We start from the raw sequence: 15780 nt of genomic DNA on the forward strand, positions 1-15780 counted from the left end.
ACCGTGAATAGCCAATACCGCAAGCCGCTGGCCGGCACCCAGCTAGACTACTTCGACGCCCGTGAGGCGGTGGATGCCATCCGGCCCGGCGCCTGGGCCAGCCTGCCGTACACCTCGCGGGTGCTGGCCGAGCAACTGGTGCGCCGCTGCGAGCCGAAGGACCTGACCGCCGCGCTGGAGCAACTGGTCTACCGCAAGCGTGACCTGGACTTCCCCTGGTACCCCGCGCGCGTGGTCTGCCACGACATTCTCGGGCAGACCGCGCTGGTAGACCTGGCCGGCCTGCGCGACGCCATCGCCGAGCAGGGCGGTGATCCGTCCAAGGTCAACCCGGTGGTACCGACCCAGCTGATCGTCGACCACTCCCTGGCTGTCGAGGCGCCGGGCTTCGACCCGGATGCCTTTGCCAAGAACCGCGCCATTGAGGATCGCCGCAACGAGGATCGCTTCCACTTCATCGAGTGGACGAAAACGGCCTTCAAGAACGTCGATGTGATTCCGGCCGGCAACGGCATCATGCACCAGATCAACCTGGAGAAGATGAGTCCGGTGATCCAGGCTCGCGGCGGCATCGCCTTCCCGGACACCTGCGTCGGTACCGACTCGCACACTCCGCACGTGGATGCCCTGGGCGTGATCGCCATCGGTGTCGGCGGCCTGGAGGCCGAGACCGTGATGCTCGGCCATCCGTCGATGATGCGCCTGCCCGACATCGTCGGGGTCAAGCTGACCGGCAAGCGCCAGCCCGGCATTACCGCCACCGACATCGTGCTGGCCCTGACCGAGTTCCTGCGCAAGGAGCGGGTGGTCGGTGCCTATGTCGAGTTCTTCGGCGAGGGCGCGGACAGCCTGTCGATCGGCGACCGCGCCACCATCTCCAACATGTGCCCGGAGTACGGCGCCACCGCGGCGATGTTCTACATCGACCAGCAGACCATCGATTACCTCAAGCTCACCGGCCGCGAGCCGGAGCAGGTGGCGCTGGTGGAGAACTACGCCAGGACCCTCGGCCTGTGGGCCAGCGCGCTGGAAACCGCCGAGTACGAGCGAGTGCTGGAGTTCGACCTATCCAGCGTAGTGCGCAACATGGCCGGTCCGTCCAACCCGCACAAGCGCCTGCCGACCTCCGCGCTGGCCGAGCGCGGCATTGCCGACGAGGCCAAGCTGGCCGCGGCTCGCGCCGAGGAGGAGCAGGGTCTGCTACCGGACGGCGCGGTGATCATCGCCGCCATTACCAGTTGTACCAACACCTCCAACCCGCGCAACGTGGTGGCCGCCGGCCTGCTGGCGAAGAAAGCCAATGAGCTGGGGCTGGTGCGCAAGCCCTGGGTGAAGACGTCGTTTGCGCCAGGTTCAAAGGTCGCCAAACTGTATCTGGAAGAGGCAGGCCTGCTGCCGGAGCTGGAGAAGCTGGGATTTGGCATCGTGGCCTATGCCTGTACTACCTGTAACGGCATGTCCGGCGCGCTGGAACCGAAGATCCAGCAGGAAATCATCGACCGAGATCTGTACGCCACTGCCGTACTGAGTGGTAACCGCAACTTTGACGGCCGCATCCATCCGTACGCCAAGCAGGCCTTCCTGGCCTCGCCGCCGCTGGTGGTAGCCTATGCCATCGCCGGTACCGTGCGCTTCGACATCGAGCAGGATGCGCTGGGCCATGATGCCAATGGCAAGCCGATCACCCTGAAGGACCTGTGGCCGAGCGACGAGGAGATCGACGCTATCGTGGCGGCGAGCGTCAAGCCGGAGCAGTTCAAGCAGATTTACATTCCGATGTTTGATCTGGGGGCCGTGAAGGAAGCCGAGAGCCCGCTGTACGACTGGCGCCCGATGTCCACCTACATCCGCCGTCCGCCGTACTGGGAAGGGGCGCTGGCCGGTGAGCGCACGCTGCGCGGCATGCGTCCGCTGGCGATCCTGCCGGACAACATCACAACCGACCACCTGTCGCCGTCCAACGCCATCCTTCCGGACTCGGCGGCCGGTGAGTACCTGGCGAAAATGGGCCTGCCGGAGGAGGACTTCAACTCCTACGCCACCCACCGCGGTGACCACCTGACCGCCCAGCGTGCCACCTTCGCCAACCCGAAGCTGTTCAACGAGATGGTGCGCAACGAGGACGGCAGCGTGCGCCAGGGTTCGCTGGCCCGCGTCGAGCCTGAAGGCCGGGTGATGCGCATGTGGGAAGCCATCGAGACCTACATGAACCGCAAGCAGAACCTGATCATCATTGCCGGCGCCGACTACGGCCAGGGCTCGAGCCGCGACTGGGCGGCCAAGGGCGTGCGCCTGGCGGGTGTCGAGGTGATCGTGGCGGAAGGCTTCGAGCGCATCCACCGCACCAACCTGGTGGGCATGGGCGTGCTGCCGGTGGAGTTCAAGCCGGGCACCACGCGCCTGACCCTCGGCCTGGACGGCACCGAGACCTACGACGTGGAAGGTGACATTTCGCCGCGCTGCGACCTGACCCTGGTGGTCAACCGCCGCGACGGTGAGGTGCTGCGCGTACCGGTTACCTGCCGTCTGGACACCGCTGCCGACGTCAGCGTGTACAAGGCCGGCGGCGTGCTGCAGCGCTTCGCCAAGGACTTTCTCGAAGGATCGGTGGCCTGATTCTGTAGGGTGGATGGCGTTTCTCCATCCGCCGTAGCGATCCCATGGTGGATCGGTGAGGCGTGATCCACCCTACAGTTCACTCATACTCCAGCCAGGACCTCATCATGGCTCAGCAACCCCAAATCAAGATTCCCGCCACCTACATGCGCGGTGGTACCAGCAAGGGCGTGTTCTTCCGCCTGCAGGACCTGCCCGAGCGCTGCCAGGTGCCGGGCGAGGCCCGCGACCGACTGTTCATGCGAGTGATCGGCAGTCCCGACCCCTATTCGGCACATATCGACGGCATGGGCGGCGCTACCTCCTCGACCTCCAAGTGCGTGATCCTGTCGAAAAGCAGCCAGCCGGATCACGATGTTGACTACCTCTATGGCCAGATTTCCATCGACAAGGCCTTTGTCGACTGGAGTGGCAACTGCGGCAATCTGTCGACGGCGGCTGGTGCTTTTGCCATTCATGCCGGCCTGGTGGATTCGTCACGGATTCCGGAAAACGGCGTGTGCGTAGTGCGTATCTGGCAAGCCAACATCCAGAAAACCATCATTGCCCATGTGCCGGTCAGTAATGGCCAGGTGCAGGAAACCGGCGACTTCGAGCTGGACGGGGTGACCTTCCCGGCGGCGGAGATTGTGCTGGAATTTCTCGAACCGTCCGATGATGGCGAGGAGGGTGGGGCCATGTTTCCCACCGGCAACCTGATCGATGACCTGGAGGTGCCGGGCGTTGGCACTTTCAAGGCAACCATGATCACTGCCGGTATCCCGACCATCTTCGTCAACGCCGAGGACATTGGCTATCAGGGCACCGAACTGCGCGAGGACATCAATGGCGATCCGGCGCAGTTGGCCCGTTTCGAGCAGATCCGCGTCGCCGGGGCCCTGCGCATGGGCCTGATCAAGACCCCGGAGGAGGCGCTGACCCGTCAGCATACGCCGAAGATTGCCTTTGTTTCCCCGCCCAAGAGCTACAAGGCGTCCAGTGGCAAGCTCATTGAAGCTGGCGAAGTTGACCTGCTGGTTCGCGCCTTGTCCATGGGGAAGCTGCATCACGCCATGATGGGCACCTGTGCGGTGGCCATTGGTACTGCCGCAGCGATTCCCGGCACCCTGGTCAACCTGGCCGCCGGCGGCGGTGAGCGTGAGTCGGTACGTTTCGGTCATCCGTCCGGCACCTTGCGAGTTGGGGCTCAGGCGGTGCTGACCGATGGGAGCTGGACCGTTACCAAGGCCATCATGAGTCGCAGTGCGCGGATCCTGATGGAAGGCTGGGTTCGGGTGCCAGGCGAAAGCTTCTGAAGGCATGTTGAGAAAAGGCTTGAAGGTTAAGGTCTTTTCTCTTTTATTTCAGCGGCTTGCGAGAATTATTTGAGACGTCGCTCTACGCCTTTTTCCACCAGAATCTTGGCGGAGATCTCCTCAACCGAATAGTGCGTGGAGTTGATGAAAGTGATGTTCTCGCGGCGGAACAGGTTTTCCACCTCGCGTACTTCGAACTCGCACTGGGCGAAACTGGCGTAGCGGCTGTTGGGCTTGCGCTCATGACGGATGGCGGTCAGACGATCCGGATCAATGGTCAGGCCGAATAACTTGTCGCGATACTTTTTCAGCGAGGATGGCAGTTGCAGACTTTCCATGTCGTCCTCAGTCAGTGGGTAGTTGGCGGCGCGAATACCGTATTGCATGGCCATATACAGGCAGGTGGGTGTCTTGCCGCAGCGCGAGACTCCTACCAGGATCAGGTCTGCCTTGTCGTAATGGTGCGTGCGTGCGCCGTCGTCATTATCGAGGGCGAAGTTGACCGCCTCGATACGCTCCATGTAGTTGGTGTGCTGACCGATGGAGTGCGATTTGCCGACGGAGTAGGAGGAGTGCGAACTCAGCTCCTGTTCCAGAGGCGACAGGAAGGTAGAGAAAATATCGATCATGAAGCCATTGGCTGTATCGAGAATCGCACGGATGTCGCGATTCACAATGGTGTCGAAGATGATCGGACGAATACCGTCGCGTTCAGCGGCGGCATCGATTTGTTGTACCATTGCGCGCGCTTTTTCGACGCTGTCGATATAGGGCCGAGTAAGTTTGGTGAACTGAATGTTCTCGAATTGCGCGAGCAGGCTCTGGCCCAGGGTTTCGGCGGTAATGCCGGTGCCGTCGGAGATGAAAAAGGCAGTTCGTTTCATTTGCGCCAGAGGCCTTAAGCTGAGATCGATTCTTGGCTATCATAGGCCGCGTTTTGTCGGGCCGATGGGGTTCGGCATTGTTACTTATTCAAGGGCACGGCGACAATCTTGCGAAATTCTTCGCTAGAAAATCCGACCCCCTGAGCTTTTCCAACACCGCTAGTGGAGAGATCACCTTGGTAGAGTACGTAGTTTCCCTCGATAAGCTCGGCGTCCACGATGTAGAGCATGTGGGGGGCAAAAACGCATCCCTCGGCGAGATGATCAGCAACCTGGCGGGTGCTGGTGTATCGGTTCCAGGCGGTTTTGCCACTACCGCCCAGGCCTATCGCGATTTCCTTGAGCAGAGTGGCCTGAATGCACGAATTCACGAGGCGCTAGACGCACTCGACGTCGATGACGTCAATGCCCTGGCCAAGACCGGCGCGCAGATCCGTCAGTGGGTAATGGAGGCCGATTTCCCGGCCGAACTGGACAGGCAGATTCGCGATGCCTTCGCCGTAATGAGTGCCGGTAACGATACCATGGCTGTTGCCGTGCGCTCCTCCGCTACTGCTGAAGACCTGCCCGACGCCTCCTTCGCAGGTCAGCAGGAAACCTTCCTCAATATTCGCGGTGTGGACAACGTAATCCGTGCCACCAAGGAAGTGTTCGCTTCCCTGTTCAATGACCGTGCCATTGCCTATCGCGTGCATCAGGGCTTCGATCACAAACTGGTCGCCCTGTCCGCCGGCGTGCAGCGCATGGTTCGTTCGGAATCCGGCACTGCCGGCGTGATGTTCACCCTGGACACCGAATCCGGCTTCCGTGATGTAGTGTTTATCACTGGCGCCTACGGTCTTGGCGAGACCGTGGTACAGGGCGCAGTGAACCCGGACGAGTTCTACGTGCACAAACCGACCCTGGAAGCCGGTCGCCCGGCGATCCTGCGCCGCAATCTGGGCAGCAAGGCGATCAAGATGGTCTACGGCGAGGAGGCCAAGGCTGGTCGTTCGGTCAAGACCGTGGAGGTCGACCGCGCCGAGCGCGCACGTTTCTGCATTACCGATGAAGAAGTCAGCGAACTGGCCAGGCAGGCGCTGATCATCGAGAAACACTACGGTCGTCCGATGGATATCGAGTGGGCCAAAGATGGTGACGACGGCAAGCTGTATATCGTTCAGGCCCGTCCGGAAACAGTGAAGAGCCGTTCCAGTGCCACCGTCATGGAGCGCTATCTGCTGAAAGAGAAGGGTACCGTCCTGGTCGAGGGGCGTGCCATCGGTCAGCGCATCGGTGCCGGCAAGGTGCGCGTAATTCATGACGTATCCGAGATGGACAAGGTGCAGCCGGGCGACGTGCTGGTCTCCGATATGACCGACCCGGACTGGGAGCCGGTGATGAAGCGCGCCAGCGCCATCGTCACCAACCGCGGTGGCCGCACCTGCCACGCTGCGATCATCGCCCGTGAGCTGGGCATTCCTGCGGTGGTTGGCTGCGGTAACGCCACCAGTGTGCTGAAGGACGGCCAGGGAGTCACCGTTTCTTGCGCCGAAGGCGACACCGGTTTCATCTTCGAAGGTGAGCTGGGCTTCGACGTTCGCAAGAACTCGGTCGATGCCATGCCCGAATTGCCGTTCAAAATCATGATGAACGTCGGCAACCCGGATCGCGCCTTCGATTTCGCCCAGTTGCCCAATGAAGGTGTGGGGCTGGCTCGTCTGGAGTTCATCATCAACCGCATGATCGGCGTGCACCCGAAGGCGCTGCTGAACTTCGCCAGCCTGCCGCCAGAGATCAAGGACAGTGTCGAGAAACGCATTGCCGGCTATGGCGACCCAGTTGACTTCTACGTCGAGAAGCTGGTCGAGGGTATCAGTACTCTGGCCGCTGCGTTCTGGCCGAAGAAGGTCATCGTGCGCCTGTCGGACTTCAAGTCCAACGAATACGCCAACCTGATCGGCGGCAAGCTCTACGAGCCGGAAGAAGAGAACCCGATGCTGGGCTTCCGTGGTGCTTCGCGCTACATCAGTGAATCGTTCCGCGACTGCTTCGAGCTGGAGTGCCGTGCACTGAAGAAAGTGCGGGGCGAGATGGGGCTGACCAACGTCGAGATCATGGTGCCTTTCGTGCGTACCCTGGGCGAGGCGTCGCAGGTGGTCGAGCTGCTGGCCAGCAATGGCCTGGTTCGCGGTCAAAATGGCCTGAAGGTCATCATGATGTGCGAGCTGCCGTCCAACGCGCTGCTGGCCGAGGAGTTCCTTGAGTTCTTCGATGGTTTCTCCATCGGCTCTAACGACCTGACCCAGTTGACTCTTGGCCTGGATCGTGACTCCGGCATCGTTGCCCATCTGTTCGATGAACGTAACCCGGCCGTCAAGAAGCTGCTGGCCAATGCCATCGCGGCCTGCAATAAGGCCGGCAAGTACATTGGTATCTGCGGTCAGGGCCCTTCGGATCATCCGGATCTGGCCAAGTGGCTGATGGAGCAGGGCATCGACAGTGTGTCCCTGAACCCGGACTCGGTTCTGGATACCTGGTTCTTCCTGGCTGAAGGGCAGAACTGAGTCTATCCCGGCGCCGCCTTGAGGCGGCGCTACCCACTGCCTCGTCCGCAGGAGGGGTGTTCACCTGCACGCCGGCTCTTCTTTGTGTGGAAATGCCGGATCTGACGGCGTCGCCTTGGTGCGTAGCCACCGGTTTCGCCGCAGCCTGCTGGTGAACATCGCTTTCCTCTTGTCAGTGTCATTGCGGTCGCCCGATTCATGCAAAGCAGTAGCAAGCTGTTTCCCGTATCGCTGATAAGTGCCGAGTTGCGCGGCGATCTCAGCGAAGATGTCTATCGTCTGAAGCCGAACAACAGTCCGGATCCAAGCGTTGAACTGGCACTGACCCGGCTTGGCCTGGCGGTACAGGATCGGCAGCGAGGAGTGCCTCTGGTGCTGTTGCATGGCAGCTTCTCCAACCGTCGTTTCTGGTATTCGCCTCGAGGTATCGGTCTGGGGGCTTACCTGGCGCGTGCCGGCTTTGACGTCTGGATTGCAGAAATGCGCGGTCATGGTTTGTCTCCGCGCAACGAACAGTATCGGCAAAACACTGTGGCGCAGTACGTGCGCTACGATCTTCCCGCGATAGCCGATTTCATCCTCGAGCAGAGTGGTCAGGCGGCCCATTGGCTGGGGCATTCTCTGGGGGGCGTGGTATTGGCGGCAGCGCTGGGCGGTGGCTATCTGGACGAAACACGGGGGCGTTCGGCAGTGCTGTTTGGTGCCCAGGTCAGTCATGCGCGCTGGCCGTTGAAACTGCCGCCTGTGGAGTGGCTTTTGCGGGCGCTGCTGCACGCCTTCCCCTACTTGTCGGGGCGTCGGTTACGACGGGGGCCGGAAGACGAACCGATTGGCGTCGCTCTGGAAACGCTGCGCTGGCTGGGTTTGTTTGGTCGCTTCGGGAGTCGCGATGAGAACTGGTGGGCGGGACTCAGACGTATCCGCACGCCGCTGTTGGTGGTTGCCGCCGAGAATGATCCGGATGATCCGGCCTGGGCCTGCCGAAAGTTGATGCAGCAGTGCGTGGAAGCGCCTGCGCATTTCCTGCTGCTGGGCAAGGCTAATGGCTTTAGCTGCGACTTTGGCCATATCGAGATGCTGGTCAGCAAGGAAGCCCAGCGTGAGGTATGGCCGTTGGTCGAATACTGGCTTCGACATCTGCGGATACCCGAGGGCTTTGCAGACCCCGTGCGGCAGACTGCCTCATAGACGTTTATTCGGGTATGACATGGCGGTAGTATGTGACGCTTCTCCCATGCCTGGTCACTTCTGATTCCCTGGGGCGGAACACTGTCCACAATCTGTGCCTTGGTGCAATACCGGGCAACCAGGTTCTTCTGCTCTGATAGCTACTTTCAACCCTAAAGCCGAAAGGAGTTTCGTCATGCATTACATCACCCCGGATCTGTGTGATGCCTATCCAGACCTGGTTCAGGTTGTTGAGCCCATGTTTGCCAACTATGGCGGCCGCGATTCCTTTGGCGGCCAAATTGTCACCGTCAAGTGTCACGAGGACAACTCGCTGGTGAAGGAGCAGGTTGATCAGCCTGGTCAGGGCAGGGTGCTGGTGGTAGACGGCGGTGGCTCTCTGCGCCGTGCGCTGCTGGGCGATATGCTGGCCGAGAAGGCGGCGAAGAACGGTTGGGAAGGCATTGTGGTGTACGGCTGCATCCGTGACGTGGATGTGATTGCCCAGACCGATCTGGGTGTTCAGGCGCTGGGCAGCCACCCGATGAAGACCGACAAGCGCGGCATCGGTGATCTCAACGTGCCGGTAACCTTCGGCGGCGTGACCTTCCGCCCGGGTGAGTACCTGTATGCCGATAACAACGGCATTATTGTCTCGCCGCAAGCGCTGCAGATGCCGGAATAACGTCGTGTTCGAGCAGGATGCCGCTCTGTTGCATGCATTCGTTCTGGATGGACAGGGCGGGGCGCGCAGCATCGCTAGTGGCGAGCTGGAGCAGCTCCGGCTTGCCGAGCGCGAAAGTCTGTGGTTGCACTGGGATCGCAGCGGAGCCTCAGCCCGGCATTGGCTGCGCGAGCGCAGCGGGTTGGATGAGTTCAGTTGCGATCTGCTGCTGGAGGACAATACCCGGCCGCGTCTGCTGCCATTGCCTGGCAACCGTCTGCTGCTGTTTTTGCGCGGTATCAACCTCAATCCGGGTGCGGATCCGGAGGACATGGTCTCGCTGCGCATCTTTGCTGATGCGCAGCGAGTGATTTCCCTGCGTCTGCGACCGCTGCTGGCGACCGAGGCCCTGATTGCCGATCTGCAGGCCGGGAGGGGGCCGAAAAACGCCGCTGAACTGCTGCTGGATCTGGCCAATCGCCTGACCGAGCGGGTTGGTGATCTGATTGCTGAGCTGGGCGAACAGCTGGATCAGGAAGAGGATCGCCTTGAGGCTGACGAGCGTGGCAAGGCTGATCACGGGCTGATGCTTCAGGTTCGTCGGCGGGCCGCCAGCCTGCGCCGTTTTCTGGCGCCGCAGCGTGATCTCTATGCTCAACTGGCTCGAAGTGGCCAGCCCTGGTTTGCTGCGGAAGACGTGGGGTACTGGAATGAGCTGGACAATCGCCTGACCCGTTATCTGGAAGAACTGGAAATGATCCGCGAGAGGATCAGTCTGGTGCTAGAGGCTGAGCGACAGCGATTGGCGGAACGGATGAACCGCATCATGTACCGCTTCACTGTGATTTCCGGTCTGTTCTTGCCACTGACGTTCATTACTGGCCTGCTGGGGGTCAACCTTGGAGGCATTCCCGGGGCTGAAAGTCCGCTGGGCTTTTACATTGCCTGTGGGCTGATGGGGCTGCTGGCGCTGGGGCAACTGCTTTTTTTCTGGCGTTGGCGTTGGTTTGAAGTGTGACTTCGGCATCGTTTGCTACGTCTAGCCATGACATCCCGTGAGGTACGCATGCACGATCCATTCGAAGAGTCCCTACGCGACCTGTTGAGGTCGTCGCCTGGCCATTATGACGATGACGCCAGCCTGCATCGGGTGCTCAAGACAGCCAACCGGCAGGTGGGGGCTGGTGATCTGTTCAGTCTCGTCGGCCGCTGGGGCAGTGCGCTGATGATCGCCCTGAACAACGGCTCGGCTCATGTTGCTCCGGTTTCACGTCGTACCCACACCCCCGTTTCTGATAAGGCTGAATGAAATGGAACTCGATCCCTGGACTCAAAGCCTGATTTCCGCCATGACCGCCTTGTGGACCAAGGTGGCCGGCTTTATCCCAAATTTATTCGTAGCCCTGATTCTGGTTCTGCTTGGTTTTGTCGTAGCCAAGCTGCTCGACACCCTATTGTCAAAACTGCTGAGCAAGGTCGGACTTGATCGGCTAATGACGGGAACCGGCCTGACCAAGCTGTTGGCTCGTGTCGGCATCCACGCCTCGGTCTCGACTCTAATTGGCAAGATCGTCTACTGGTTCGTGCTGCTGATCTTTCTGGTCTCGGCTGCCGAATCGCTTGGCTTGCAGCGTGTATCGGCGACGCTCGATGTGTTGGCGCTGTATCTGCCTAAGGTATTCGGAGCAGCCTTGGTGCTGCTGGCTGGCGTGCTGCTGGCGCAACTGGTCAGCAGCCTGGTGCGCGGCGCTGCCGAGGGAGTGGGACTGGACTATGCCACTGGCTTGGGCCGTGTTGCCCAGGGCTTGGTCATCATCATCAGTATTTCCGTGGCTATCGGCCAGCTTGAAGTCAAGACGGATCTGCTCAACAACGTCATTGCCATCGTGCTGATTTCTGTTGGCTTGGCAGTTGCCCTGGCACTTGGATTGGGTAGTCGCGAGATCGCCAGTCAAATCCTGGCGGGTATCTATGTGCGGGAGCTTTATCAGGTCGGGCAACATGTCCGCGTCGGTGATGTCGAAGGGCAAATCGAAGAGATCGGCACGGTCAAAACCGTTCTGCTGAGCGAGGACGGCGAGCTGGTCTCGGTGGCCAATCGGGTCATGCTTGAGCAACGGGTGAACAGTCGCTGACGCCAATCTGTTATTTTATGCCGCTGCCCGACAGGCATGATCTGTCGGGCGCTTTTCGTCCTGACTGTCGGCCCAACCCGTTTTGAACAAAGCTCAGCCTCTGCCTACGCGTTATGACCCCCGCGAGCTCACCGATGAGGAGCTGGTGCTGCGCGCCCATGATGAGCTGTTTCATATTACGCGTGCTTACGAAGAGCTGATGAGGCGCTACCAGCGAACGCTATTTAATGTCTGTGCGCGTTATCTGGGGAACGAAAGGGATGCTGACGATGTCTGTCAGGAAGTAATGCTCAAGGTTCTCTATGGTTTGAAGAACTTTGAGGGCAAGTCAAAGTTCAAGACCTGGCTATATAGCATCACCTACAACGAATGCATTACCCAGTACCGAAAGGAACGACGCAAGCGTCGCCTGATCGATGCCCTGAGTTTGGATCCGCTGGAAGAAGCTTCCGACGAAAAGACCCCAAAGGTCGAGGAGCGAGGTGGTCTGGATCGGTGGCTTGTGCATGTCAACCCTATTGATCGTGAGATCCTGGTGCTGCGTTTTGTCGCAGAGCTCGAATTCCAGGAAATTGCCGACATCATGCACATGGGCTTGAGCGCCACCAAAATGCGCTACAAGCGAGCATTGGATAGATTGCGGGATAAATTTTCGGATTCTTCCGAAACTTAGTTCAGCTTTCTGACCACTAAGGGAGTGGCGAACCCTGATAAAATCGCCGACAAGTTGCCGAGCCGAAGAACCGGCGACTTATTAACCATCAAGATGGGGATTTAAAGGATGAAAGTAAAAAACACCTTGGGCGTTGTTATTGGCTCCCTTGTTGCCGCAACTTCCTTCGGCGCACTGGCACAAGGCCAAGGCGCTGTCGAGGTGGAGGGTTTCGTCAACCGCTACTTCACCGACGTTCAGCGTGACTATGCGCACAACGAAGGCAACCTGTTCGGCGGCAGCATCGGTTACTACCTGACCGACGACGTCGAGTTGGCTCTGTCCTATGGCGAATACCACGACCTGCGCGGCGAAGGTTCGCAAGGCAGCAAAAACATCAAGGGTAACCTGACCGACCTGAAGGCCATCTACCACTTCGGTCAGCCGGGTGTGGGCCTGCGTCCGTACGTTTCTGCCGGCTTCGGTCATCAGAGCATTGGTGACGCCAACAGCGGCGGCCGTGACCACTCCACCCTGGCTATTGCCGGTGCCGGTGCCAAGTACTACTTCACCGAAATGTTCTATGCTCGTGCCGGTGTTGAAGCTCTGTACAACATCGATCAGCGCGACACCGAGTGGCAGGCTGGCGTTGGTGTGGGTCTGAACTTCGGTGGTGGCAGCAAGCCGGCTCCGGCTCCGGTCGTTGCCGCTGCTCCGGAACCGATCCCTGAGCCTGCTCCGGAGCCAGCTCTGGAAACCGTTCGCGTCGAGCTGGACGTCAAGTTCGATTTCGACAAAGACCGTGTAAAAGAAGAAAGCTACGGCGACATCAAGAACCTGGCTGACTTCATGAACCAGTACCCGCAGACCACCACCACCGTTGAAGGTCACACCGACTCCGTCGGCTCTGACGCTTACAACCAAGGTCTGTCCGAGCGTCGTGCCAACGCCGTACGCAACGTGCTGGTCAACCAGTACGGTGTGGACGCCAGCCGCGTGAATGCTGTTGGTTATGGCGAAACCCGTCCGGTAGCTGACAACGCCACCGACGCTGGCCGTGCCATCAACCGCCGTGTTGAGGCTGAAGTAGAAGCCCAGATCAAGCAGTAATGCTTCTGGTGTTGCAAGAAAAGAACCCGGCCTAGGCCGGGTTCTTTTTTTGTCGTTCAGGCTGGCATTCGTGCCGGTGTGCGCCGGTGGTGTTGTGTCGGTACCGTGTCAGCCCCTGTATGGTGACCCTCTCCGGTTGTGAGGCGCCACGGGCAGGTCGTTGTCTTGCGCCTGGGTATGTCGGTTCAGTCGAGCGATACTGCAAATGAACTTGTCTCGCCAGCTCTGCTGGAGGACTCGGCAGGTAGAATGCTGCGCGGTTCGAGAGGGGGGGCAAGCGTTGGCCAGATGGGACATTTTTTGCAGCGTTATAGATAACTACGGTGATATCGGTGTGACCTGGCGCTTGGCTCGCCAGTTGGCTGCCGAGCATGGACATACCGTGCGTCTTTGGGTGGATGAGCCACAGGCCTTTTTCCGGTTGTGCCCGCAGGCAGATCCTGTCGTCGAGAGTCAGTATCTGGACGGTGTCGAGTTGCGACGCTGGTGCGAACCCTTTCCTGCGGTAGAGGCTGCTGAGGTGGTCATCGAGGCATTTGCTTGCCAACTGCCCGAGATCTATACGGCGGCCATGGCGCATGATGGTACTGCACGTCTGTGGCTGAATCTCGAATATCTTAGTGCTGAGGACTGGGTCGCTGGTTGCCACGGCCTTCCCTCGCTTCAAGCGGGTGGGCTGCAGAAGTTTTTCTTCTTTCCCGGCTTTACCGAAGGAACCGGTGGGTTGTTGCGTGAGCGCGGGCTGCTGACTGAGCGTCAGGCCTTTCAGTTGGACGAATCGGCACAGAAGGAATTTCTTCGAAATCTGGGGGTTGTGCGCGAAAGGGGGGGCATGCTGATTTCGCTGTTTGCTTACGAAAATCCGGGCCTGTCTGGCTGGCTGGACGCTCTGGCTGAAGGTCCCCGGCCGATCCAGCTACTGGTGCCGCAGGGTAGGGTAAGCGGCGATCTGCAGGGCTGGCTTGGTTGTGATGAGCTGAAGATTGGCGAGCAGCATCGCCGTGGCTCGCTGCTGATTCATGTGCTGCCGTTCGTGTCGCAGCAGGACTACGATCGGCTGCTATGGTGTTGTGACTTTAATGCGGTGCGCGGTGAGGACTCCTTTATTCGCGCCCAATGGGCTGGTCGTCCGTTGCTGTGGCATATCTATCCGCAGGACGAGAATGCGCATTGGGAGAAGCTGGAGGCGTTTATAGGGCTTTACAGCCGAGGTTTGGAGCTCGAATCAGCTCTCAGACTTGCTCGGACGTGGCGCGCTTGGAATGCTGGTCACGGCATGGAGCAGGCTTGGCCGGCGTTACTGGAGGTGTGGCCGGTGTTGGCGCAGCATGCCGAGAGCTGGTGTGCAGGGCAGGCTGCGCGACAGGATCTGGCAGCAGCGCTGGAACAGTTTTACCGAAATTGGCTATCATAGCCGACCTATATTTCGTACCTCCCGCATATTTCGGATATTCGCATGAAAACTGCACAAGAAATGAGAGTCAACAGCGTGGCCCTGATTGACGGCCAGCCGTGGCTGATCCAGAAGGCCGAGTTCACCAAGTCCGGCCGTAACAGCGCCATCGTCAAGATGAAGCTGAAGAATCTGCTCAACGGCTCTAAAACCGAGACCGTCTACAAGGCAGACGACAAGATGGAACCGGTGATTCTCGAGCGCAAGGAAGTGACCCTCTCCTATATCAATGGTGAGGACTATGTGTTCATGGATACCGAATACAACTCCTACGAACTGCGTGCCGAAGATCTGGAAAGCGTTCTGCCGTTTATCGAAGAAGGCATGACAGATGTGTGCGAGGCGGTGTTCTTCGAAGGGAAGGTGATCTCCGTCGACCTGCCGACCACTATCGTGCGTCAAGTCGTCTATACCGAGACTGCCGTTCGCGGTGACACCTCTGGCAAGGTCATGAAGCCGGCCAAGCTGCGTAACGGTACCGAGATCAAGGTCGCCGAGTTCGTTGAAATCGACGACTGGATCGAAATCGACACCCGTGACGGCTCCTACAAAGGTCGTACCCAGGCCCCACAGGCCTGATCCTTAACCGTATTCCTGCTGCAAGTCGGCAGGGAGCTATAGGATCCAGCAGAAAGCCCGGCATCAGATTCTGACGCCGGGCTTTTGTTTTCAGCTGCTATCCAAGCTGCCGGGCCTGCTTCTCGTGTATTACGGACATGACAAAGACACTCCGGAGCTCGGAGTGTCTTGAGTGAAGCAAAAGGCCGGTCAGGCCTGAACGGGAATGGCAGTGTCCTGCTGTCGAGCCTGGGAGGCTCCAGCTGCTAGATCTTGTCCGGCCAGCGCAGTGGTGATATTGACGGCATGCAGTCCCTTGGGGCCTTGCACGATCTCGAAGCAAACCTGCTGGCCTGCTTTAAGGGTCTTGTAGCCGTCCATCTGGATGGCCGAATAGTGGGCGAATAGGTCCTCATCTCGGCCGTCGGCCAGGATGAATCCATAGCCCTTGGCGTTGTTGAACCACTTGACCTTACCGCTGAGCATGCTGATATCCCTCTGCAAAGAACCCCATCTCTGGAGTATCATCCACTTCGACTCCGCGCGGAGACTGGCGAGCCAGGGCTGCCGCACGAAACCTCGATACCCGCTGGCGGGTATTCACTGTTTGTAACACCCTTTTGCCGATAGTCAAGGCTATACGGCGGATGGCTGAGAATTCAGTCAAACTCCCTAGCATTCCGGTTCGTCCGGCTCTGAG

At 59.5% G+C, this 15780-nt stretch carries 14 protein-coding genes; 12 read left to right on the forward strand and 2 right to left on the reverse strand.

What is annotated here, in order from left to right:
- Positions 1-3: 3 nt before the first annotated feature.
- On the forward strand, positions 4-2616 hold the full coding sequence (acnD, locus tag NCCP436_RS12610) for a Fe/S-dependent 2-methylisocitrate dehydratase AcnD (RefSeq protein WP_220804386.1): 2613 nt from the start codon (positions 4-6) through the stop codon (positions 2614-2616).
- Between the two features lie 107 nt (positions 2617-2723).
- A complete protein-coding gene (gene prpF / locus NCCP436_RS12615; protein ID WP_220804352.1) occupies positions 2724-3911 on the forward strand; it encodes a 2-methylaconitate cis-trans isomerase PrpF in 1188 nt (395 codons plus the stop codon).
- Between the two features lie 65 nt (positions 3912-3976).
- Here prpF and NCCP436_RS12620 read toward each other — a convergent pair whose 3' ends face one another.
- A complete protein-coding gene (locus NCCP436_RS12620) occupies positions 3977-4795 on the reverse strand; it encodes a pyruvate, water dikinase regulatory protein (protein ID WP_220804353.1) in 819 nt (272 codons plus the stop codon).
- Positions 4796-4971: 176 nt separating this feature from the next.
- Between NCCP436_RS12620 and ppsA the strand changes: the two genes are divergently transcribed.
- The 10 genes from ppsA to efp all read left to right on the forward strand — a co-directional run bounded on the left by ppsA (position 4972) and on the right by efp (position 15101).
- Complete coding sequence (gene ppsA, locus NCCP436_RS12625; RefSeq protein WP_220804354.1) at positions 4972-7341, forward strand: phosphoenolpyruvate synthase; 2370 nt, start codon at positions 4972-4974, stop codon at positions 7339-7341.
- Positions 7342-7539: 198 nt separating this feature from the next.
- Entirely contained in the window at positions 7540-8529 is a 990-nt protein-coding gene (locus tag NCCP436_RS12630) for an alpha/beta fold hydrolase (protein WP_220804355.1), read from the forward strand.
- Positions 8530-8704: 175 nt separating this feature from the next.
- Positions 8705-9193 carry a ribonuclease E activity regulator RraA gene (gene rraA, locus NCCP436_RS12635; RefSeq protein WP_220804356.1) on the forward strand — a complete coding sequence of 163 codons (489 nt, stop codon included), beginning with the start codon at positions 8705-8707 and terminating at the stop codon, positions 9191-9193.
- A gap of 4 nt (positions 9194-9197) precedes the next feature.
- Positions 9198-10190, forward strand: a complete 993-nt coding sequence (locus tag NCCP436_RS12640; protein WP_220804357.1) for a zinc transporter ZntB — start codon at positions 9198-9200, stop codon at positions 10188-10190.
- 48 nt (positions 10191-10238) lie between these two features.
- On the forward strand, positions 10239-10481 hold the full coding sequence (locus NCCP436_RS12645) for a CrfX protein (protein ID WP_220804358.1): 243 nt from the start codon (positions 10239-10241) through the stop codon (positions 10479-10481).
- A gap of 1 nt (position 10482) precedes the next feature.
- Positions 10483-11307, forward strand: a complete 825-nt coding sequence (locus tag NCCP436_RS12650; protein ID WP_220804359.1) for a mechanosensitive ion channel domain-containing protein — start codon at positions 10483-10485, stop codon at positions 11305-11307.
- A gap of 82 nt (positions 11308-11389) precedes the next feature.
- Positions 11390-11980, forward strand: coding sequence for an RNA polymerase sigma factor SigX (sigX, locus tag NCCP436_RS12655; protein ID WP_220804360.1), 591 nt, complete (start codon positions 11390-11392; stop codon positions 11978-11980).
- A 108-nt stretch (positions 11981-12088) separates the two neighbouring features.
- On the forward strand, positions 12089-13069 hold the full coding sequence (locus NCCP436_RS12660) for an OmpA family protein (protein WP_220804361.1): 981 nt from the start codon (positions 12089-12091) through the stop codon (positions 13067-13069).
- A gap of 280 nt (positions 13070-13349) precedes the next feature.
- Positions 13350-14483, forward strand: coding sequence for an elongation factor P maturation arginine rhamnosyltransferase EarP (earP, locus tag NCCP436_RS12665; RefSeq protein ID WP_259651490.1), 1134 nt, complete (start codon positions 13350-13352; stop codon positions 14481-14483).
- A gap of 42 nt (positions 14484-14525) precedes the next feature.
- Positions 14526-15101 (forward strand): elongation factor P, encoded by a 576-nt coding sequence (gene efp, locus NCCP436_RS12670; RefSeq protein ID WP_220804363.1) that lies wholly within the window; start codon positions 14526-14528, stop codon positions 15099-15101.
- Between the two features lie 189 nt (positions 15102-15290).
- Here the strand turns inward: efp and cspD are convergent, their stop codons facing one another.
- Positions 15291-15566, reverse strand: a complete 276-nt coding sequence (gene cspD, locus NCCP436_RS12675) for a cold shock domain-containing protein CspD (protein ID WP_220804364.1) — start codon at positions 15564-15566, stop codon at positions 15291-15293.
- Positions 15567-15780: the final 214 nt, after the last annotated feature.

It is taken from the genome of Pseudomonas sp. NCCP-436 (assembly GCF_019656335.1).
GTDB lineage: Bacteria > Pseudomonadota > Gammaproteobacteria > Pseudomonadales > Pseudomonadaceae > Aquipseudomonas.

Coding starts and splice junctions, on each gene's coding strand:
- cspD (WP_220804364.1), bottom strand. CDS start 15,566: ATGCTCAGCGGTAAGGTCAAGTGGTTCAACAACGCCAAGGGCTATGGA.
- efp (WP_220804363.1), top strand. CDS start 14,526: ATGAAAACTGCACAAGAAATGAGAGTCAACAGCGTGGCCCTGATTGAC.
- rraA (WP_220804356.1), top strand. CDS start 8,705: ATGCATTACATCACCCCGGATCTGTGTGATGCCTATCCAGACCTGGTT.
- NCCP436_RS12620 (WP_220804353.1), bottom strand. CDS start 4,795: ATGAAACGAACTGCCTTTTTCATCTCCGACGGCACCGGCATTACCGCC.
- NCCP436_RS12630 (WP_220804355.1), top strand. CDS start 7,540: ATGCAAAGCAGTAGCAAGCTGTTTCCCGTATCGCTGATAAGTGCCGAG.
- NCCP436_RS12645 (WP_220804358.1), top strand. CDS start 10,239: ATGCACGATCCATTCGAAGAGTCCCTACGCGACCTGTTGAGGTCGTCG.
- prpF (WP_220804352.1), top strand. CDS start 2,724: ATGGCTCAGCAACCCCAAATCAAGATTCCCGCCACCTACATGCGCGGT.
- NCCP436_RS12660 (WP_220804361.1), top strand. CDS start 12,089: ATGAAAGTAAAAAACACCTTGGGCGTTGTTATTGGCTCCCTTGTTGCC.
- NCCP436_RS12650 (WP_220804359.1), top strand. CDS start 10,483: ATGGAACTCGATCCCTGGACTCAAAGCCTGATTTCCGCCATGACCGCC.